The organism is Ruegeria sp. C8, assembly GCF_056537565.1.
In genome coordinates this window covers 1-20,887 of the sequence record NZ_JBQFRV010000011.1, presented here as the reverse complement: position 1 = coordinate 20,887, position 20,887 = coordinate 1, and the positions used below count along the sequence as shown (strand labels likewise).

The 20,887-nt window shown below is 59.1% G+C and carries 17 protein-coding genes and 1 pseudogene; 4 read left to right on the top strand and 14 right to left on the bottom strand.

Features of this window, described 5'->3' with window-relative positions; translation table 11 throughout:
* Positions 1–19 precede the first annotated feature (19 nt).
* The 14 genes and pseudogenes from ACR0KL_RS14875 to ACR0KL_RS14810 all read right to left on the bottom strand — a co-directional run bounded on the left by ACR0KL_RS14875 (position 20) and on the right by ACR0KL_RS14810 (position 16,153).
* Positions 20–2,437, bottom strand: coding sequence for an aerobic carbon-monoxide dehydrogenase large subunit (locus ACR0KL_RS14875; RefSeq protein WP_170680192.1), 2,418 nt, complete (start codon positions 2,435–2,437; stop codon positions 20–22).
* Positions 2,434–2,928 carry a (2Fe-2S)-binding protein gene (locus ACR0KL_RS14870; RefSeq protein WP_170473684.1) on the bottom strand — a complete coding sequence of 165 codons (495 nt, stop codon included), beginning with the start codon at positions 2,926–2,928 and terminating at the stop codon, positions 2,434–2,436. Before ACR0KL_RS14870 ends, ACR0KL_RS14875 begins: the two co-directional genes overlap by 4 nt.
* Positions 2,929–2,940: 12 nt before the next feature.
* Positions 2,941–3,774, bottom strand: coding sequence for an FAD binding domain-containing protein (locus tag ACR0KL_RS14865; protein WP_170680194.1), 834 nt, complete (start codon positions 3,772–3,774; stop codon positions 2,941–2,943).
* 139 nt (positions 3,775–3,913) lie between these two features.
* Positions 3,914–5,011, bottom strand: coding sequence for an MHYT domain-containing protein (locus ACR0KL_RS14860; protein WP_170380393.1), 1,098 nt, complete (start codon positions 5,009–5,011; stop codon positions 3,914–3,916).
* 139 nt (positions 5,012–5,150) lie between these two features.
* Positions 5,151–6,242, bottom strand: coding sequence for a ferritin-like domain-containing protein (locus tag ACR0KL_RS14855; RefSeq protein WP_480777202.1), 1,092 nt, complete (start codon positions 6,240–6,242; stop codon positions 5,151–5,153).
* On the bottom strand, positions 6,239–8,143 hold the full coding sequence (locus tag ACR0KL_RS14850; protein ID WP_480777201.1) for a GMC family oxidoreductase: 1,905 nt from the start codon (positions 8,141–8,143) through the stop codon (positions 6,239–6,241). The genes ACR0KL_RS14855 and ACR0KL_RS14850 overlap by 4 nt, the downstream gene beginning before the upstream one ends.
* The gene (locus ACR0KL_RS14845; protein ID WP_170680203.1) at positions 8,140–8,616 is read right to left on the bottom strand and encodes a hypothetical protein; all 477 of its coding nucleotides are present in this window, start codon (positions 8,614–8,616) and stop codon (positions 8,140–8,142) included. The genes ACR0KL_RS14850 and ACR0KL_RS14845 overlap by 4 nt, the downstream gene beginning before the upstream one ends.
* Positions 8,603–9,544: a hypothetical protein gene (locus tag ACR0KL_RS14840; protein WP_170463365.1), complete on the bottom strand. Its 942-nt coding sequence runs from the start codon at positions 9,542–9,544 to the stop codon at positions 8,603–8,605. Before ACR0KL_RS14840 ends, ACR0KL_RS14845 begins: the two co-directional genes overlap by 14 nt.
* Before the next feature lie 57 nt (positions 9,545–9,601).
* The gene (locus ACR0KL_RS14835) at positions 9,602–12,775 is read right to left on the bottom strand and encodes an adenylate/guanylate cyclase domain-containing protein (RefSeq protein ID WP_480777231.1); all 3,174 of its coding nucleotides are present in this window, start codon (positions 12,773–12,775) and stop codon (positions 9,602–9,604) included.
* 21 nt (positions 12,776–12,796) lie between these two features.
* Positions 12,797–12,937: pseudogene (locus tag ACR0KL_RS14830) on the bottom strand (double zinc ribbon domain-containing protein); the annotation flags it as partial.
* 159 nt (positions 12,938–13,096) lie between these two features.
* Complete coding sequence (locus tag ACR0KL_RS14825; protein WP_170680207.1) at positions 13,097–13,450, bottom strand: antibiotic biosynthesis monooxygenase; 354 nt, start codon at positions 13,448–13,450, stop codon at positions 13,097–13,099.
* A 259-nt stretch (positions 13,451–13,709) separates the two neighbouring features.
* Positions 13,710–15,170, bottom strand: coding sequence for a xylulokinase (gene xylB, locus ACR0KL_RS14820; protein ID WP_170680209.1), 1,461 nt, complete (start codon positions 15,168–15,170; stop codon positions 13,710–13,712).
* Between the two features lie 71 nt (positions 15,171–15,241).
* Positions 15,242–15,448, bottom strand: a complete 207-nt coding sequence (locus tag ACR0KL_RS14815; protein ID WP_170680211.1) for a hypothetical protein — start codon at positions 15,446–15,448, stop codon at positions 15,242–15,244.
* A gap of 75 nt (positions 15,449–15,523) precedes the next feature.
* Positions 15,524–16,153, bottom strand: coding sequence for a response regulator transcription factor (locus tag ACR0KL_RS14810; RefSeq protein ID WP_247748029.1), 630 nt, complete (start codon positions 16,151–16,153; stop codon positions 15,524–15,526).
* A 220-nt stretch (positions 16,154–16,373) separates the two neighbouring features.
* Between ACR0KL_RS14810 and ACR0KL_RS14805 the strand changes: the two genes are divergently transcribed.
* From ACR0KL_RS14805 to ACR0KL_RS14790, 4 genes are read left to right on the top strand one after another with little or no spacing between them, the layout of a single operon-like run.
* On the top strand, positions 16,374–17,615 hold the full coding sequence (locus ACR0KL_RS14805; RefSeq protein WP_170680213.1) for an aminotransferase class V-fold PLP-dependent enzyme: 1,242 nt from the start codon (positions 16,374–16,376) through the stop codon (positions 17,613–17,615).
* A 28-nt stretch (positions 17,616–17,643) separates the two neighbouring features.
* On the top strand, positions 17,644–18,843 hold the full coding sequence (locus ACR0KL_RS14800; protein ID WP_170680214.1) for a malate--CoA ligase subunit beta: 1,200 nt from the start codon (positions 17,644–17,646) through the stop codon (positions 18,841–18,843).
* The gene (gene sucD / locus ACR0KL_RS14795) at positions 18,840–19,727 is read left to right on the top strand and encodes a succinate--CoA ligase subunit alpha (protein ID WP_170380404.1); all 888 of its coding nucleotides are present in this window, start codon (positions 18,840–18,842) and stop codon (positions 19,725–19,727) included. Before ACR0KL_RS14800 ends, sucD begins: the two co-directional genes overlap by 4 nt.
* Positions 19,727–20,698 carry a 2-hydroxyacid dehydrogenase gene (locus tag ACR0KL_RS14790; RefSeq protein WP_170680223.1) on the top strand — a complete coding sequence of 324 codons (972 nt, stop codon included), beginning with the start codon at positions 19,727–19,729 and terminating at the stop codon, positions 20,696–20,698. The genes sucD and ACR0KL_RS14790 overlap by 1 nt, the downstream gene beginning before the upstream one ends.
* Positions 20,699–20,887 lie beyond the last annotated feature (189 nt).

Here is a 20,887-nt window from a genome sequence, read left to right as displayed (position 1 = left end):
TCAGCCGGTCCGAACCCAATCACCCATGCATCCCCAACCCATTGGCGATCTTCCAGATCCGCCAATGGTCATGCGGCATATGGCTCTGCACCAACCCGAAGGGTCGGAACGCATCATGCACCGCGTTTGAGAAACAGGGCACGCCACCCACATTCGGGCTTTCGCCCACACCCTTCGCGCCAATCGGATGGTGCGGAGAAGGCGTCACCGTATAGTCGGTGATATAGTTCGGCGTCTCCCACGCGGTTGGCAGGAAGAAGTCCATCAGCGTGCCGGTTTTCACATTGCCCATCTCATCATAGGCAATCTCCTGACCCATTGCGATGGCCAAGGCTTCGGTCACACCACCATGGACCTGCCCGTCAATGATCATCGGGTTGATCCGGGTGCCACAATCATCCAGCGCATAGAACTTTCGCACGTCCCACTCACCGGTATCCACGTCGATCTCCATGACGCAGATATAGGCCCCGAACGGATAGGTCATGTTCGGCGGGTCATAGTAGCTGACCGCCTCCAGACCGGGTTCCAGTCCCGGGATTGCCTGATTATAGGCGGCAAAGGCGATTTCCTTCATCGTCTTGAAACGCTCGGGCGCGCCTTTGACGGAGAACCGATCCACATCCCATTCGACATCGTCGTCGTGGACCTCAAGCAGATAAGCCGCGATCATCTGCGCCTTGGCGCGGATTTTGCGCGCGGCCATGGCAGTCGCTGCACCGGCAACGGGCGTGGACCGAGAGCCGTAGGTTCCCAGACCGTAGGGCGCAGTATCGGTGTCGCCTTCCTCCAAAGTGATATCATCGGCGGGTAGACCGATCTCACTGGCGATGATCTGGGCAAAGGTCGTGGCATGGCCCTGACCCTGTGAAATCGTCCCCAACCGCGCGATGGCGGACCCGGTCGGGTGGATCCGGATTTCGCAACTGTCGAACATACCAAGCCCAAGAATATCGCAGTTCTTCACTGGCCCGGCACCCACGATTTCGGTGAAATGCGTCAGACCAATTCCCAGCAGCTTGCGGGTTTTACCAGCCTTGAAGTCCTCAACCCGCTGTGCCTGTTCCGCCCGCAGACCTTCGTAGTCGACGGCCTTCAATGCCTTGTCCCAAGCGGTATGGTAATCGCCCGAGTCATACTCCCAGCCCAGAGCCGACTGGTACGGGAACTGATCGGCCTTGATGAAGTTTATCCGGCGCAGCTCGGCCGCGTCCATGTTCAGTTTGATGGCTAGAACCTCGATCATGCGTTCGATGAAATAGGCGGCCTCGGTCACGCGGAAGGAACAGCGATAGGCCACCCCGCCCGGAGCCTTGTTGGTATAGACACCATCCACGGCCAGATAGGCGGTGGGGATGTCATACGACCCCGTACAGATGTTCATGAAGCCTGCAGGGAATTTGGTCGGGTCCGCACAGGCGTCAAAGCCGCCATGGTCCGCCGTGGTGTGACACCACAGGCCGGTGATCTTGCCGTCCTTGGTGGCCGCGATCTTGCCCTGCATCCAGTAGTCGCGGGCAAAGGCGGTGGACATCAGGTTCTCCATCCGGTCCTCGACCCATTTCACCGGCTTGCCGGTGACAATCGAGGCCACGACCGAGCAGACATAGCCCGCATAAGCTCCAACCTTATTGCCGAAACCGCCACCGATATCGGGGCTGATGACGCGGATATTGTGTTCGGCGATGCCTGAGATCAGCGACACAACCGTCCGGATCGCGTGCGGTGCCTGAAACGTGCCATACAGCGTTAATTTTCCGGTCACCTTGTCCATGCTGGCAACCGAGCCGCAAGTCTCCAACGGGCAGGGGTGGGTGCGGTGATAGTACACCATCTCCTCGGCGACCACGTCAGCTTCGGCCAGAATGGCCTCGGTCGCATCCTTGTCGCCTTGTTCCCAGGTGAAGATGTGGTTGTGATGCTTGCGAGGGCCATGCGCACCTTCGGTTTGACCTTCAAGGTCTTCGCGCAGGACCACATCGGATTTCAGCGCCTCAAACGGATCGGTGATCACAGGCAGTTCTTCGTAGTCAACCTCAACCAACTCCACCGCATCGGCGGCGATATAGCGGTCTTCGGCGACCACAAAGGCGACTTCCTGGCCTTGGAACAGCACCTTGCCGTCGGCCAGAACCATCTGCTTGTCACCCGCCAGCGTTGGCATCCAATGCAAGCCCAGCGGAGCCAGATCCTCGGCGGTCAGAACAGCGATCACGCCGGGCATCGCCAAGGCAGCCTCTTTGTTGACGCTGACAACGCGGGCATGTGCGTAGGGGGAGCGCACGAAGTCGCCGAATAGCATGCCGTCCAGCTTGATGTCATCGACATAATTGCCCTTGCCTTGGGTAAAGCGCACATCCTCGACGCGTTTGCGCGAGCTGCCCATCCCCTTGAGATTGGCGGCGCGTTCTTCGGGGGTCAGTGTCTGGTCGTTCATTCCGCAGCCTCCTTCTGAGCGTTCAGCATGTCAGCAGAGGCCGAGATCGCCTTGACGATGTTCTGGTATCCGGTGCAGCGGCACAGGTTCCCGGCCATCCCGAAACGGATATCCTCTTCGGTCGGGTTCGGGTTTTCCTGTAGCAAACGGTGCGCGCGAGTAATCATCCCCGGCGTGCAAAAGCCGCATTGCAGCCCGTGATGCTCGCGGAACATTTCCTGCAATACGCCAAGGCTGCCATCGTCATTGGTGAGGCCTTCGACGGTGGTGATATCGGCTCCGTTCACTTGCGCTACAAAGGTCGTGCAGGATTTGACGGATTTGCCATCGATATCCACGGTGCAGGCGCCGCAATGGCTGGTCTCGCAGCCGATATGAGGGCCGGTGATTTTAAGATCTTCCCGAAGGAAGTGAATCAACAGCGTGCGCGGCTCGGCCAGACCTTCGACCTCTTTGCCGTTCACGGTGAGTTTGACGTGCATTTTCGACATGGTTTCCTCCCCTCAACCCGCGCGGCTTTGCGCACGGTCGATGGCGCGGCGCAGCATCACGCTCGCCACATGTTTCTTGAATTCGACGGGTCCACGGTTGTCGGCCACGGGTTCAATGGCATCCAGCATGGCGGCAACACAGCCGTCCACATCGCCATTGGCCAATGCAGCGCTGGCGCTTTCGGACCAGATCGGAGTGTCCGCCAAGTTGGTCATCGCAACAGAGGCCGTGCCATTGCCGACCATCACAGCTGCGGCGGCCGTAGCGTAATCCCCGATCTTACGCTTTTGCTTCTCATACGCCTGACCAACTCCGGCCCCCGGCACAGGGATCGAAATCCGGGTCAGAATTTCTTCATCCTCGCGCGCGGTGAAATAGGCGGCCTCATAAAACTCACGGGCGGCGACACTGCGTGACCCGTCGGGGCCGGACAGTTCAAACGTCGCGTTCAGGCACTGCATCAAACCCGGCATGTCGTTCCCTGGGTCGCCGTTGGCGACATTGCCACCGACGGTGCCCATGTAGCGGACCTGAGGGTCGGCAATCTGCAAGCCCGCCTCGCGGATCAGCGGAATGGCAGTGGCGAGACCGTCATGGGTGATCAACTCGTGCTGCGTCACCATGGCGCCAAGGGTCACGGTATCGGACCCGACCTCGATGCCCTTAAGTTCGTCGATGGCCTGAAGATCGACAAGATGGCCCATCTCGGCCATGCGCAGCTTCATCATCGGGATCAGGCTGTGCCCGCCCGCGATCACGCGCGCTTCGTCTCCGTGTTCTTGCAAAATGCCGATGGCCGAGGCGATGTCGCCTGGCCGGTGATACTCAAAACCGGCTGGTATCATGTTTTTCCTCCCTGGGTCCAAGCGATATACCTTGGGGTACCTTCAGTCAGGAAAGAGGGGTGCGCTCAGCGGTTCCAGCCGTAGGAAACGGGACGCGCAGCTTGTTTCACGAAATGCGAATGAGCTGCACGAGTTGCGATCACAGGCCCAAAGCGTCGCGGATGTCTGACAGGCGAGATCGGCTGACAGGTACTTTGCTGAGGGCCTCGACAGAGTCGAAATAGCATGTCCCGTTGTCCTTGTGCCTCTCGAAGCTTGAGACATGTTTGGGGTTCACCAGATAACTTCGATGGGCGCGCAGGAAGCCATCGGGTTGCAGGCGCGTCTCGGCCTCGGTGATGGACCAGGGGCAGAACAGCTTCTCGGAATCGATATAGAGAATGGTGTAGTGCCCCTCAGCACGGATGGCGGCAATTTGGGCGGGTTCGGCAAAGAAGGTCTGGCCTTCACGTTCAAAAGGCACCCCGGCGCGTAGGGTTGGGGTTGGTTCTGGTTGAGGGGCGGGTGTTGGGACTGAGGCGGGTTCAGGCTTGGGTTCGATGAAGGTGATCCCGGTCAGCAGGAAGGCCCCACAGATCAGGAAGACTGCAACCGTGACGCCCATCGCCAGAATCTGGTTGTCCAGCGCAGGCCCGGCGGCCCCGGCAGTCTCGGTTGCGACGAAATCCGTGAGACCGGTCGCGACGAAGTGCATGGAAAACACCGCAATGCCGAAACAGGCTGTGCCCAACAGGATGTTCCGATGGGTTCGGCTGTCATAGGCCACCCAGATCGCCAGAACCGACAGAACAACCGAGGCCGCGGTCGACAAAACGATGTCGAACAGGCTGTAGACGGGTCGGCACAGCTGCATCCCAGCCATGCCGACATAGTGCATGACAACGATGCCAAGCCCCACGATCACGCCCGCGCCCACGATGGTCGGCGGGGTTCTGGGACGGAAATGCAAAAGCAGCAGCGCCAGTCCCACCATAAGGATGGCAACCAGCGCCGAGATCAGCGTCACCAGCGCATCGTAATAAAACAGGATCGGCAATTGCAGACCCAGCATGGCAACGAAATGCATGGACCAGATACCGCCGCCCAGTATGACGGCTGCGAGGGCGACGATGAACTTGCGCCGTTGATTGTCCAGTTTCGACGCGCCATGCGTCAGGTAAAGACCGGTAAAACCCGCCATCAGCGCCACGGCCAACGAGGCCGCCACGAGCCACGCATTGTGCGAATAGTCCAACATTGAGATGCCGCGCCCTCCCCAGCGCGATCATGACGTTATCAAACTGAAATTCTACGCACAATCTTTGTTGGACACAGCGGCAGACACCTTTTTCGACTGAGGCGCATAAACGGGGTCCCGCCGGTTTTAAGGCTACAGGTCAGATCCGCTTTTTCGGCGCAAGATAGGTCCATGTCGGCCCGGCTGTCTCGCCCGATCCGTCCGGCAACGGTATGCGCATCAGTTTTTGCGCCAGCGACTTGATCGAATACATCGTTGGAACAAGGTCGCGCAAAGCGGATTTATCCTCGTTGAAGGCGATGTGCAGACCGTCCAGCAAACCTGACCACGCGGCGTTGAACTCGGTCGAAATCGCGGCGATTTCGGGGGCGGACTTATAGTTCTCCTCGCAGGGGTCGTCTTTCATGGGCGAGACCGCGCTCCAATCAACGATCAGGTCACCGCCAGTCGGAGGGTCGGTCACAAGATCTTCGGGGCGATAGTAGCGGCTATGTAGGATTTCGTTGAACTTGAAGTAGTGTGCAATGTCCTCATGGCCGGCTGGCCCCGGAATGGTGTCTCCGTCACCCGCTTTGCCACCCAGATCTGCGCCTTCGCCCTCTTCCATGATCTTGTGGATGGCATCAAAAGCCGCTTTGCGACGTTGCGCGGGGGTGCCGGTGATCTCGACAACTTCACCGCCCGCGCCGAAATAGTCGTCATTGGAGATCTGACGCGCGGGGTCGCCGATGAAGATCTCTTTGTCCCCGAACTCCTTACACGCTTCTTCCAGCAGCTTCCTGACATAGGCGTAGAATCCGCCGATGGTGGAATAACGCCCCCTCAATGCCTTGCGGAGGTCTTTCGGCGCGGTTTCGATCTTGCGAAAGCTCTTGACCTGTTTGGGCGAGAACTTACGCAGACGCACCTCTGGCCCGGCCCCGTTCAGTAGCTCTGTCGGGTATTTCGGCAGCAAGTTGGGATTGTTCAGCTGAGGCGTACCACCGATCGCGTTCATCACATTCGCCGCAAGAACCATATGTAGCATCTCTTCGACCATGACCTGACGGATCACCTCGATCGGCTCAGCGTTGACGATGGTCGGCTCGGACCGGTCATATTGCCCTTGTTCGAGGATAGAATAGCAGGCCGTCGCGTAGGGCGGGATTGTTGAAAGCTCGAGCATCAAGGCGTCTTGCAGATGTTTGCAGAGATTTTTACGCGCGGCGTCCAGTTTCTTTTTCGAACTCATTTCGCACCCCCTTTCCGAACGGCCTTCTGGATGGCTCTGGCGGCCCTGAAGGCCATGGCCGACATCGTCAGTGTTGGGTTGGAGGTGGCAATCGTCGGCATCGAGCCTGCGCCCACCAGCCACAGATTGTCGTGGTCCCATGCGCGCATCTCGTCATTGGTGACCGAGTTGTGCCGATCCGTCCCAATCCTGTGCGTACCGACCAGATGGCCTGCACCGAAGAAGGTGTAACCTTTTCCATCATAAGTTAAATACCCCGCATCCGATGGGCTGTAGGAGGTATGGTTCTTGATACCCAGCCGCTGGAAAATCTGCGCGCAAGTGTCATTCGCAGCGGCCAGCCCGGCGCGGGAATAGTCGTCCAGATCATAGCTGATCACCGGGCGGTATTCTCCCATTGGCGTGCGGTAGGCCGGGTCGATGGTCACGCGGTTTGTGGCTCTGGGCAGTTGCTCAACCATCGTGCCAATTCGGACCTGCCGCTGGACATCGTGATAGAGCTTGTCGCGCAGGGCGGTGCCATAGAGGTTGTCCTGCTCGACCAGCCGCGCCACGTCTGAATTCGGAGAGCCAGCGGCAAAGTTCCAGCCCCAATTACCGATCTCCAACCGGAAGGCCGCGTTCTTGTTCCTAAAGTTTCCGTCCCGGAAATTGGCGTAGCTCGAGGTCGATCCGGGCCCGCGAAACGGTCCAACCGGCTCGGGCGCGGCGCCCCAAGTCATCATGTAGGGGTGGTCCATCAGGTTGCGGCCCAGCTCGTCACTGCTGGTGCAAATTCCCGAGGCCAGAGCCAGAGTAACGTTTTCCACCGCACCGCCAGCCAGCACAAATTGCTTACCTCTGGCCCGGCGCAGTTCGTACTGAGGCACACCGGGGAACGGGTATTTCTTGTAAACGATGCCAGATACACGCCCGCTTTCGGCCAGTTCGACCTTCGAGGCGATGGCCTGCGTGATCGTCTCCAACTGATGCTTGGCTTCGTGCTTGGCATCTTCGAGCGTTTTCATCGCGTTGTATTTGGCCTGGATCGGGCAGATCGGAATGCAGCTTGAGTTCCCCTCGCACCGCTGACCCATATAGGCGAATGGCCCGGTCGCGCCGCGCGGGAGGAATTGTTGCCGGCGCTTGTCGCCAACCTGAATACCCTTGGCAGTTCTTGGCTTGCGGGGGGTTGAGTTCCGACCTTGCGGCGTGCGCGAGACTTTCAGGTGTACCGTGCTGGTGGCGTCCTCGCCGATTTCGATGGGCATCCCATCTGCCTTGGCAAAGAAGCCATCCACATAAGACGACGGGATCGAATGCATCGGATAGTCGTACTCTTTGTCGAAATACCCGACATTGTCGTGCCGTCCGGACGTGCGAATACCCAGTGCCTTGGGCGTCTGTTCGTCGGCATCGGCCGAAACGCCGATCTCCCACTCGGCGCGCTCATAATCCGCGCGCAGGTCCTGATAGCCAAAGGGCCAGTCAACGCCTTTGCCGAAACGGCTTTGCATCTCGAAATCCGCAGGCATCATGCGCAGGCTTGTGCCCAGCCAATGCAGTGAGGTTCCGCCAAAGGCCATCAGATAGTTGCTGCCAAAGGGCAGGGGGCCGCGTTGGACGAAATACCCGTTTGTATCGGGCTCGGTGCCCCGAACAGCGGTGATATCCAGCACCGAAGGTGAGGGCAGGGTTGGTAGGTTCGGATAGGGAGAGTTCGGCGTCTTGGCCAGCGACAGATAGTACTGATCCAGGTACGAGCGATAGGTTTCCCACGTCTTGCCGTGGTCTTCTCCGGCTTCGAGGATCAGAACCGAATGACCGGCCGATACCAGCTCCTTCGCCAGAATGCCCCCGGCAAACCCGGCTCCCACGATGACCACATCATAGGTCCGGTCGTCATCTGCAATTGCGCTCATTTGCCTGCCCCCCGCTGTTTTGGAGGTTCAAGGCCCCATGCGCCAAAGCCCTGTTGCTTGGCCCCTTGGGGATGCGCGCCGATGGCGTCCCAGACCAGCCCTTCCTTGTAGGACCGGGTCGAGATGATCTTGACCACATCAAACCGCGACGCGCCGTAGCTTTCGCGCCATTCCTGCGAAAGCGGTACCCATTGGCCGGTGTACCAAAGTTGGATCAGCGTGCGTGACAGCGGGCCGAGGCATTTGTCTGACAGGTAAGTTTGACGCATGATCCGGTCGTCGTCCTGTTTGCCCAGCTTGTCGGAATGAGACAGGAACTCTTTGAGGATTTCGGTGGGCAGGACTTGCCGAAACTGATGCCAGTATTCGCCTGCGCATCCGGTGCCTTGCAGTTCGGCGCTGCTATAGCCGGTCAGGGCGGCGCTGACGGTCAGAAAGGCGTTAAACTCGGGGGTGTCATCATGCGTCTTCATGGCGATCCCCATCAATTGCGTCCACGTAGAAGCCACGCGGCTCAAAGCAGGCGGGCGGGCTTTCAAAGACTTGCACAGCCACCGGCGTCATATCGGTGAACAGCGTGCGCATGTCGCGGGTCATCGGGAAATCGTTGTTCCCTAGTTTCAGCTTGAAGCTTTTTGCGATGCGTTTGCCCTCTTTCGTGGTCAACATCGCGGTTTCAAACAGGCCCGAGATGGTCCAGCGGGTCCAAACAGTGCGTCCAAGCCCGGTGGCGAATTCGGGGATCGGTGTGCAGTTGGTCAGGGTCCAGTGATCGCCCTTGAGTTTGCCCAGATCCGCCGTCAGATCGTAGACGATGGTTTGCGGATCGTCGGGATTGACCAGTTGAATCCACCATTTCTTGGGTGAGATCGGTGGGTGTCCCTTCATCTTGGCGTTCAGCGAAGGAACCTTGTAGTTGAACTGGCCCAGAAACTTGGGCTCTCCGAACGCTTGGCGTCCGGCCTTGACGGCCATGGCATTATCGGCGGCCACATGAACCCGTAGATGGCCGATGGTTTTTGTCTGATCGCGGCCGTGAAGATATTCGGTCAGTGACATCTTCGGCACGCCTGGCACCCGGTTCTTGGGATAGGCCAGTAGGTTGAATTCGACCTCGTTCACGAAGCCCAGCGAGTTGTCATAGTGCGCGGTATAGCGTTGGAAGTTCAGCAGGATGACGGCCTTGTTCTCGCCGTCTTCATCGGGAAATTCGGCGACGCAAAGGCCGGTGCCTTTCACAAACTGGCGGGCAACTTCGACCGAGGTGTACCAATACATCCACTGGCATTGCAGCGAGGCATAGTAGAAGGGGAACGTGTCAAACTGCTTTGGCAGTTTCGGCATGACGCCGGTGACATCCGTTTGATGGCACGGGTCGCTTTTGGCTTTTTTCTTTGTCATTTGGCTGTGATCTCCCCCACTGGCTGTGACAATTCTACTTGCTCCAATTCCGCCCGATCATGCCTCCGGCTGTTTTGTTTTTAGGGTTTTCAAAATGGCTTTTGCCTCGACCAGCGCGGGTGCTTTGGTCTTGTCGGCGGCCACGGCTTTCGAGATCTCACCAAAGCAGTTCGACGAAGTCTCAAGCTCGGCCAATTCCCGAACGACATGCAAAAGCGGGCCGTAATGGCCAAGCTGCAACGCCACCATGGCAGCGTCTTTAAGGTGGTCGATCCCGGCGCTGTCGTCCCCGTGGGCCATGGCCAACCGACCGCGCAGGCAGGTCAGGCCAACGATCCAGAATTTCTCACTGCTATCGTTGGCGAAGGCTTCGGCTTCGTCCAACAGCTCCTCGGCCAGTTCCAGTTTGCCGTGCAGAATGGCCGCATCCGCGTAGAGGCACAGGAAGAAGCTCAGACCAAGGCGGCAGCCTGTATCGCGCCATTCGCGCAGGCCCAGGGCGATCTCTTCCAAGGCCTTTTCGCCATCGGTGCTTCGGCGCACCCAACCATTCATGACCCGCGCCCAACCGCGCCAAAACTGGAAAGAATATTCTTCGGACAGGGCGATCAAAATGGCAGAGCTGTCCTGCACCGTCGCCTCATCACCCCGGAAATGGGAAATCCATCCAAGGAAGGCATTGGCGAAGGACTGGCTGAACGGGTGTGCTGTCTCTTCGGCATGGACCAGCGCTGCCTTGATCGCTTTCAGGGCGCTGGCTTCGTCGCCTGATAGCCAGTAGGAAAGCGCGCGATAGCCCTGAAGGGCAACCGCAAGGTCAACCACATCGAAATCGAGGCCCATGAAGCGATGTTCGATGGACAGATTGACCTCAAGCCCGGCCTCAAGATGTTTCAGCGCGTCCTTGGGATGGCCCAGATAGGTCTGAAGCGACCCCATTGAGCGTTTGGCCGAGACAATGGTCAGCGGGCTCGATAAATCCTGACAGAGCGAGACCAGCCGGTCCGCATTCTGTTTCGAGATCTCATATTCCCCGCCCAGCATGGTCGAACGGAACTGCCCGTAGACCACTTTGAACAGCCGCTCGGTCTCGCCATATTCACGGCACAGGGACTGCGCCCGCGCATAGGCCGACAAAACCGATTTATGCGCATAGCCCCGGACGAAGGCCAGAGGCACGGCGATCATGATCTGCATGTCTATTTCGCGCCGGTCGCGTTCCTGCGATTGCGGCATTTCCTGCAAGCATTCCAAAGCGTGCTGCAAATGGGTGATCGCCTCGACATTCGCCGAATGGTCCAATGCCTGCCGGGCAGCGGTCATCAGTTTGCCCTCGGCGGCGGGGTAATTGCCGGCACGCCAATAGTGATGGCCCAGAATTTCGGGCTCTCGCGCGACAGTTTCGGAGTATTTTTCCTCAAGAACTGCTGCGATTTGGCCATGCCATCGTGAGGCTGTCGAGCGCAGCATGGATTGATACGCGGCATCCTGTACCAGCGCGTGGCGGAACCGGTATGCATCAGCCATACCCGGCTGGCCTGCTGGAACGATCAGTTCGGTCTCAAGCAGCTGGTTCAGCGCTTCGGTGATGTCGTTTTCGGTCCAGTCCAGAACCTCGGACAGCAGCTTGCGTTCAAAGTTTCGACCGATTGCGGCGGCGACCTGCACGATCTCGCGGCTGGCCGACAAACGGTCCAATCTGGCCATCAGTGAGTCCTGCAGCGATTCCGGGATCGCCATGGACAATTCGGCCTGACTCTGGCCGCGATTGACCAAAAGGCCGGATTCCATCGCCATCTTGGTCAGTTCTTCGACGAATAGCGGCACGCCATCGGTGCGATCGGCCAACTGGCTGAGAACTTCCGGCGACGGCCGCACGCCCGAAATGCTTTCAACCAGCTTATAGATGTCACGTCGTACAAGCCGGTTAAGCTCCAGACTGGTGACATGGGACTGGTTGCGCCATGGCGATTGGAACTCGGTCCGGGCGGTCATCAGGATCAGGCAGCGGCGGTTCGGCACCTGTTCGATCCAGCCATTGACGAATTCCAGCGTCGAGGCGTCGAACCAATGCATATCGTCGAGCAGCAGCAATAGCGGCTGATGCTGCTCCAACCCCGCGCATAGCTGCAAAAGCGCTTCGATCAACGCACCCTTTTCCCGCTCGGGTCCCATCGGCGCGACCAGAGAGGTGTTGTCTTCCAGCCCCATCAGGCGCAGGACAGGCGCGGCGCAGGTTTCAGTATCAAGGTTCAGATCGGTCAGAAACCGGGTGACTTTGTCCCGGCTTTCCTCAGGAGGCGCATTGGGCAGCATGCCCGTCAGCGTCGTCAGCGCATTCTTGATCGGGAAAAACGCGCTGCTTTGATGCAACGGCGATCCGAACAGGGTGAACTGGGTGGAGTCCTCGCTGGTCAGTTTGTCCTTCAGTCCAAATGCGATCTTTGATTTGCCAACGCCCGCGTCGCCGGTCAGCAGCAGAACCTGCCCCTCTCCGTCCAGCGCGCCGTCCCATCTGGACTGGACCAGAGCGATTTCGGCTGTGCGCCCGATGGTCGGTGTCTTGTCGTGCGCGAAGTCTTTGCGCCCGGTCTCAAAACCGGAAATCCTCGACCCGACCACATAGAGCTGCAATGGTGTGCTGACACCAGCCAAGGGCGGGCTGCCGATCGAGGTGAAATCCAGACGCTCTCCGATCAGTCTGCGTGTCACTTCCGAGACAACCACCTGACCCACATCTGCAGCAGCCTGAATCCGAGCTGCCACGTTCGGTGTATCCCCAAAAAGCCAGACCTTTTCCGAGCTTGACGTACCGGCTGCCGTGCCCACCACCACAGGTCCGGTATGGATCCCGATCCGCACATTTGTCGAAACCGACTTGTCCGTCAGCCCCGCATTCCCGTCGCGCGTCGCGCCAGCGATCTCAAGCGCGCAAAGAGCGGCGGAATAGTGGCTGAGTTCCTGCGCGGTAGGATAGCCGAAGATGGCGACCACTCCGTCGCCCGCATAGTTTGCAATCTCGCCGCCGAATTTGGTGACGGTCCGGCCAACCAACTCGCGGTATTGCGTGATCAGTTCGCGGTAATCCTCGGGGTCGAGCCTTTCGGACAAGGCCGTTGAACCCACCAGATCGCAGAACATGACGGTCAGTTGGCGACGTTCGGCCACGTCTTCTGGTGCGTCCTTGGGAGAGGGCAAAGGGGCACCCGGTGGGGGACTGTCCTGACCCATCAGCGAAGCCCCACAAGCGGTGCAAAACTTTGCATGCGCCATCGCTGACGCACCACAGGACCCACAGGCTAGGGTCAGTGCATTGCCGCAGCCGTGGCAAAAGTTGGACCCGGCAGGATTGGCCGCACCGCATTTGCTGCAATTAACATTCGGACGTCCCAATATGACTGCCCCTGAGCGCTGTAATTGCGCCGAATATGAAACAAAGAAACAATTTCGCGTTCTTTAGTATCACAAAATCTACAATTCGTCGCCCATGAATTGTGCTCGGGTTTTGTGCGCCCGCAAAGGGTTACTCACTGGTGCGGGCTGGCACTGTGGTTAGGACCCCGCCTGCGGTCGCAGAAACCCTCCAATTCTGTCGATGTTTTCGACCAGAAAGAACGGGCTGTCAGAGCCTGGTATGGGCTGAAAAAGCTGCCCATGGTCTTTTTTGAATGCGGTAAAGATCGGGCCGCTCACATGGTCCAGAAAAGCTTGGAAATTCTTGTAGATTTCGATGAAAACGACGGTGCCGTCACTGCAGGGCGGCGCCGAGTTTTCGCCGCCCGTGTGGATGAGGTAGCCCCAGGTGTCCTCTTCCTGCTTCACATCTTGGGCCAATTGCTTGAGGGCTGCGATCCCCTCGGCCTCTTCTCCGGGTTTCAAATACCAGGTCGCGATTATGCTATACATATCGATAGTCCTTTCGAGAGGCAGGTCTGTGTCCTATCCGTGATCAGCCCTGCCCAGACGGGTCAAATTGATTGATCGTTGTGGCGCGGCGGCCCTCGGTAAAAGAGGGTAAAATATGCCGAAAGAGAGCCTGCAACAGGCTTGCCGGATGAGGGCCACGCAGCCCTTATGTTAGCATATTGTGCGCCGGGCTGGCAAAACTCAGATGTTGCCAGCGGGTGTGTGCGGTCCTGACTGTCACTGAGCCACGGTCCGAATATCAACCCCGCGAGGAAATCTGCCGCAGAGGTCCGTAGGCGGCTTTGAACTGCGCCTTGGTTGCCTCGTAATCTGCGGTTTTGCTGCTTTCGGGCAGAACGCGTTCGCCGATGCTGGGAGGGGTTAGGATGTCTTCGGGCGACGCTCCGGTTTCTGCGATTTGGGCAAGACGCGCGGCCCCCAGTGCTGCGCCGAACTCGCCATCTTTGGGTAGCTCTATGGGTACGTTCAAAACAGTTGCAATCAGCTTGACCCAGTAGCGCGATTTTGTACCGCCGCCGATGCCGATCAGCCGATCAATCCGCGCGCCAGTCTGCACCAGCGCGTCATAAGAGTCGCTCAGACCATAGGCGACGCCCTCAAGCACGGCGCAGGTCAGATCGCTCTTGTCGGTGTCTTTTCCCAGCCCGGTAAAGCCGCCGCGAATGTTGGCGTCGTTGTGCGGGGTGCGCTCGCCTGAGAGGTAAGGGTAGAATTGCACGCGCCCCGGCGCGCGTAGCTCCTCGCCCAGTGCGCGCGTCAGGTCGGCGGGTTTTTGGCCAGTGATTTGGCTTAGCCAGTTCAGGCTGTCGGTTGCAGATAGCATAACGCCCATCTGATACCAGCGATCGGGCACTGCATGGCAAAACGTGTGCAATGCCGAGGCCGGATCAGGGTGATAGCCATCGCGCGCAGCCAACAGCACCCCGGAGGTGCCAAGCGAAATAAACCCGTCTCCTTCGTTCAGAGCACCCAAACCACAGGCAGCCGCGGCGTTGTCTCCGGCACCGCCTGCGACCGTTACGTTATTGCGCAGACCCCAACGGCTGGCAAGATCGGCGCGAAGGGTACCTGCGGGCTGACATCCCTCGACCAGGCGGGGCATCTGAGATTCTGACATCTGCCCAGCGATCAAAAGCTCCTCGGACCATGTACGCCGCGAGACGTCCAGCCAGGATGTGCCAGCGCTATCCGACATGTCAGCGACGTAGTCGCCTGTCAGATAGTAGTTCATATAAGCCGCAGGCAGCAGAACCTTCGCGATACGGGTGAAATTGTTTGGCTCATGTTCCTTGACCCAGAGCAGTTTGGGGGCCGTAAAGCCGGGGAAAACGATATTGCCTGAAGTCTCGCGAATACCGGGCAGGGCGTCCAGATGCTGGGCCTCGGTATCCGCGCGCGTGTCATTCCACAGAATACAGGGTCGGATCACGTCACCTGCGGAATCCAGAAGCGTTGCGCCATGCATGTGGCCCGCTACGCCTACGGCTCGCAGATCGGCGAATTCGGGATGGGCGTCGCGTAGCGCGGCAACCGCCCCCTCTAGCGCCGCGACCCAATCGGCGGGGTCCTGTTCGCTCCAGCCCGGATGTTTGTGTTCGGACGTGCAGGAGCGCTCGGCCGAGCCGAGCACGCTGCCGTCTTCGGCCAAGAGCAGGGCGCGCAGCCCGGACGTTCCCAGATCAATGCCAAGGTAGCTCATACTGCGTCGCCTCTGAATTCACATATTTGCAAACGGTTTATTCTGTTTTTAAGGAGTCTGCAAAGTGCGGATCAGCCCCCGATGTAGCTGCCGGTCTTTGGGCGATAGAAAATCTTCTGATCATGCAGCTTGCCCAGAAGATCATGCATCCGGCGGATGGTGTCTTCGGTGGTCTCATTCGCCTCAATAGAATAAGAGGCCATCGCCTGTCGCAGGGCCTGTTCGATCAGTTCCATATCCTCGATGGAGAGTTCGAACATGTCATTGTATTGCGGCATTTGAAGTCCTCCGGCTGCGGGTGTGAACCCAAAGCATGCCCGGAAAACCCCGAGTTTACCAGAATGCGGTCCGTATCAGTCCCTTTGCATCCGCGCTGCATAATATTGCGCAATGGCTTGGGTCCGGTTTTTGACGCCCAGCTTGTCGTAGATGTTCGACAGGTGGAACTTCACGGTGTTTGTCGAAATCTCGAGCTCTTTTGAAAGTTCGCGATTGGACATGCCCTGCGCCAGCGCCTCGAGGATGGTGCGTTCCTTGCGCGACAGGCTTTCGATCGGGTCCTGCTGCATTTTCCGGACGTCTATGAACGGAAACACCATCTTGCCCGCGGCCACCTTCTCGCAGGTGTCCAGAAGCCCTTCGACCTCGCCCGAGCGTGCGGCAAACCCAGCTGCCCCGGCCTGCATCGCCAGTCGTGGAACGTCAGCATTGGCATCGCCATAGACGACGAAGCGCGGTGCGCTGGCCTGATCGCGCAGCACCTCGATCAGTTTGGCAGCGCCAAGGGCGGGCAATGTCCAGTCCACCACGCCGACCTGAACAGGCACCCGCATGACCGTGCCAAGGAATCCTTCGGCCGTGGCCGAGGTCGCGACCAATGAGAATCGCGGGTCGCGTTCAAAGATCTCTGACATCGCCGACAGGACCAGAGGGTTGCCGTCTGCCAGCATGACGTCGATGGGCTTTGATGGAGCTTCTGCCATATGAATTTGCCCTTAAAGTTCAAAAAACTACCCAAATGGGTGGGTGCAGCTTTTGTATACTATCGTATTTTTATACCTTTAGGTAGGTAATATCCCATCCTATTAGGCATGCTAAATCAGTAGTAAGTTACGTTGCGTGATCTGGCAAGACCACGTTTTCTACACGGCAACTCAACCAAACGGGCCGCTAAGCCTGAGAAACAGCCGAGGAAGCCGCACAATGACTTTCCAGATTTTCCCTCCGCTCGAAATCCCCGAGACCCTTGCAGCGGGTCCCGGACCCGGCAACACGGATGCCCGCGTTCTGCAGGCCTTTGCAGGGGCAGGGGTCGCCGATCACATGCAAGGCGACGTTCTGCGAGGAATGATCGAGTGCAAGTATATGCTGCGCGAAATCTGGGGCACGCAGAACGCCTATACCTTCGCCGTCGCCGGAACGGGTTGGAGCGCGCTGGACACCATGTTCTCGGCCGTCATGCCGGGCGACAAGGTTGTGGCTTTTGCCAACGGCACATTCTCGGGCATTGATGCGCTGACCCTGCGGATCAAGGCGGCGACGCCCGCTGAACACGCAGCCAATCCGCTTGACCCGCAAGCTGCCAGCGTCACCGTGATCGAGGTTCCGCATGGCCAGTCTGTCACCGGAGAAATCGTCGAAGCAGCCCTGGCCGAGCACAATGCCAAATGGGCGTTCATGGCGCATTGGGAAACCGGGTCCGGCCGGATCAACGACATTCGTGGCTTTTCGGACGCGTGTGAGCGTCACGGCGCTATGGGTCTGATCGACGCGGTGTCGTCGCTGGGCGTCGATAACTTCTCTATCGACGACTACCCCGGCATTGCGGGTTGGGCCTCTTGCCCGCAGAAAGGTCTATGCTGTCTGCCACTGACCTACGCGCCGGTTAGCTTTACCGATGCCTTCATCGACAGCCTCAAGACCAGCGGTGCTTACACCTATGTGCACAACCCGATCTTCGAGGCCCGCCACTGGGGTATCGTCGACGGACAGGATGTCGAGAAAGGCACCTATCACCGGACGCATTCGGGCTATGCCGTGGCCGCCTTTCACGAGGCGCTGCGTCTGACCTTGCAGGAAGGGCTGGCCAAGCGCGCTGCGTCTTACCGCATTCACGAACGAGTCCTGCGCGATGCCGTGGTCGAACTGGGGTGCGAGGTCACCTCGGACATGCCGAGCTTGATCGTTCTGAACCTGCCGCCAGAGCTTGCCGGGCGTGAGATGGAATTGGTGCAGAATTGCCGTGCGCGCGGTTATGGCATCTGGCCCACGCTCAGCGCGCCTGTTCAGGTGCGGATCGGCATCCTCAACCAGCTGAACCGGAAATCCGTCAGCCGGATCGTGCGCTTGTTTGCCGAGGCGATGCGCGAACTGGGCGGGCAGATTGATCGGGACGCAATCGAAGCCCTGCTGGAAAGCCGCTACGGCACTTCGATGGCTGCTTAATTTCACTGCAAGAACGGGAGGATTGCAGATGGATATTCACGAATATCAGGCGAAAGAACTACTTTCGAATTTCGGTGTCGAAGTGCCGCCCGGTGCTTTGGCCTATAGCCCGGAACAGGCGGCCTATCGGGCGCGTGAACTGGGGGGCGACAAGTGGATCGTCAAAGCGCAGGTCCACGCAGGCGGCCGCGGCAAGGCCGGAGGGGTCAAGCTGTGCAACACCGAAAACGAGATCTACACAGCCTGTGATGACATGTTTGGCCGCAAGCTGGTCACGCATCAGACCGGTCCTGAAGGCAAAGGGATCTACCGCGTTTACGTGGAAGCCGCGGTCCCGATTGATCGCGAAATCTATTTGGGTTTCGTGCTGGACCGTTCCAGCCAGCGGGTCATGATCGTTGCGTCCTCGGAAGGCGGGATGGAGATCGAAGATATCTCGGCCGAGCGTCCGGACAGCATCGTGCGTTCGATCGTTGAACCCGCGGTGGGTCTGCAAGAGTTCCAAGCCCGTGAAATCGCGTTCCAATTGCGGCTGGAGCCGAAGCTGATCCAGCACATGGTCCGCACGCTGCAAGGCTGCTACGCCGCCTTCAGCGATCTGGACGCCACAATGGTCGAGATCAACCCTCTGGTCATCACCGGAGACGACCGCGTATTGGCGTTGGACGCGAAGATGAGCTTTGACGACAACGCGCTCTTCCGTCACCCGCAGATCGCCGAATTGCGTGACAAAAGCCAGGAAGACCCGCGCGAAAGCCGCGCCGGTGACCGGGGTCTGTCCTATGTTGGTCTCGACGGTAATATCGGCTGCATTGTCAATGGCGCCGGTCTGGCGATGGCGACGATGGACACGATCAAATTGGCTGGCGGAGAGCCTGCGAACTTCCTCGACATCGGTGGTGGAGCCTCACCTGAGCGTGTGGCCAAAGCCTTCCGTCTGGTTCTGTCGGACGACAATGTGCAGGCCATTTTGGTGAACATATTTGCCGGTATCAACCGCTGCGACTGGGTGGCCGAAGGTGTCGTACAGGCGTTGAAAGAGCTGGATATCGACATCCCTGTCGTCGTGCGCCTGGCCGGTACCAATGTGGAAGAGGGTCAGAAGATCCTCGCCAAATCCGGTCTTCCGATCATCCGCGCCACCACTCTGATGGAGGCTGCCGAACGCGCTGTCGGCGCATGGCGCAACGACCTTATCCAAGGCACCAAGATGAGGGCTGTGCAATGAGCATTCTTCTAGATCGTAACTCGCGCGTGATCGTGCAGGGTATCACTGGCCGAATGGCGCGGTTCCACACCAAGGACATGCTGAACTACGGCACCAATGTGGTGGGCGGCGTGGTTCCCGGTAAAGGCGGCGAAACCGTCGAAGGCGTTCCGGTCTTTGACACCGTCAAGCAGGCGGTTGAAGCAACCGGCGCGGATGCCAGCCTAGTGTTCGTTCCACCGCCCTTCGCGGCGGACTCGATCATGGAGGCTGCAGATGCCGGTATCCGCTATTGTGTCTGCATCACCGACGGTATTCCGGCGCAGGACATGATCCGCGTGAAGCGCTACATGTACCGCTACCCCAAAGAGAAGCGCATGGTTCTGACCGGGCCGAACTGCGCGGGCACCATCTCGCCGGGCAAAGCGCTGCTGGGGATCATGCCAGGGCACATTTACCTGCCAGGCAACGTGGGCATCATCGGTCGCTCAGGGACGCTGGGCTATGAGGCTGCGGCCCAGTTGAAAGAGCGTGGGATCGGTGTCTCGACCAGCGTTGGCATCGGCGGCGACCCGATCAACGGCTCGTCCTTCAAGGATATTCTACAGCGTTTCGAAGAGGATGAAGACACCCACATCATCGCCATGATCGGTGAGATCGGCGGCCCTCAGGAGGCCGAAGCGGCTGAGTTCATTCGCGATCACATCACCAAGCCCGTTGTGGCTTACGTTGCGGGTCTGACCGCTCCGAAAGGCCGGACCATGGGTCATGCCGGTGCGATCATCTCGGCCTTCGGCGAAAGTGCCAGCGAAAAGGTTGAAATCCTGTCGGCCGCCGGTGTGACCGTGGCCGAAAACCCAGCGGTGATCGGTGAAACGATCGCCCGCGTGATGGAGGCCGCATGATGGTCAAACCCTCGGTTCTAGTCACCCGTCGCTGGCCTGCCGCCGTCGAGGCGCAACTGGCCGAGAACTACAACACCGTGCTGAACACCGGGGACAAGCCTATGTCCCCGGCAGAAATCCGGCATGCGCTGAAATCCTATGATGCGGTCCTGCCGACCGTGACCGATACCCTCAGCTCCGAGGCTTTGGACGTTCCCGGTGCGCAGACGAAAATCCTGGCAAATTACGGCGTTGGCTACAGTCACATCTGCGAGTCTTCAGTGCGTGGGTTGGGCATGACCGTCACCAACACGCCGGACGTGCTGTCCGAATGCACCGCCGATATCGCAATGACCTTGCTGCTGATGGTGGCGCGCCGCGCGGGCGAAGGGGAACGCGAGATACGGGCGGGCCACTGGACCGGCTGGCGCCCCACGCATCTGATCGGCACCAAGGTCAGTGGCAAGGTGCTGGGCATCGTCGGCTATGGCCGCATCGGGCAGGAAATGGCCCGGCGTGCCCATCACGGGTTCGGCATGCAGATCGTTGTCTACAACCGCAGCAAAATTGCACCCGAGGTTCTGGCCCCGTGCAATGCCACGCAGGTCGAAACTGTGGATGATCTGCTGCCGCAATGCGATTTCGTCTCGCTCCATTGCCCCGGCGGGGCCGCAAACCGGCACCTGATAAACGCGCGCCGTCTGGATCTGATGAAACCGGATGCGTTCCTGATCAACACGGCCCGAGGCGAGGTGATCGACGAACGCGCGCTGATCCAGTCCCTGACCTTCGACATGATCGGAGGCGCAGCACTGGACGTTTTCGACGGAGAGCCCCGCATCAACCCCGACCTTTTGCAATGTGACAACCTCGTGATGCTGCCGCATCTGGGCAGTGCCACCCGTGAGGCGCGCGAGGCGATGGGGTTCCGGGTGCTGGACAACCTCAGCGACTTTTTCGATGGCCGCGAACCGCGCGATCGCGTGATCTGACACTCGCGTATATCAATTTCCTGCTCTGGCCCCTCCAAAGGGCCGAGCTTTGGACCGCTTAGGAGGACTGCGTCATGAACGCCCCCAATCGTATCGACGGTTTTTTCACCCAGTCTTTGTCGGACCGTGATCCTGAGCTTTTCGGTTCGATCACGTCCGAGCTGGGCCGTCAGCGCGACGAGATCGAGC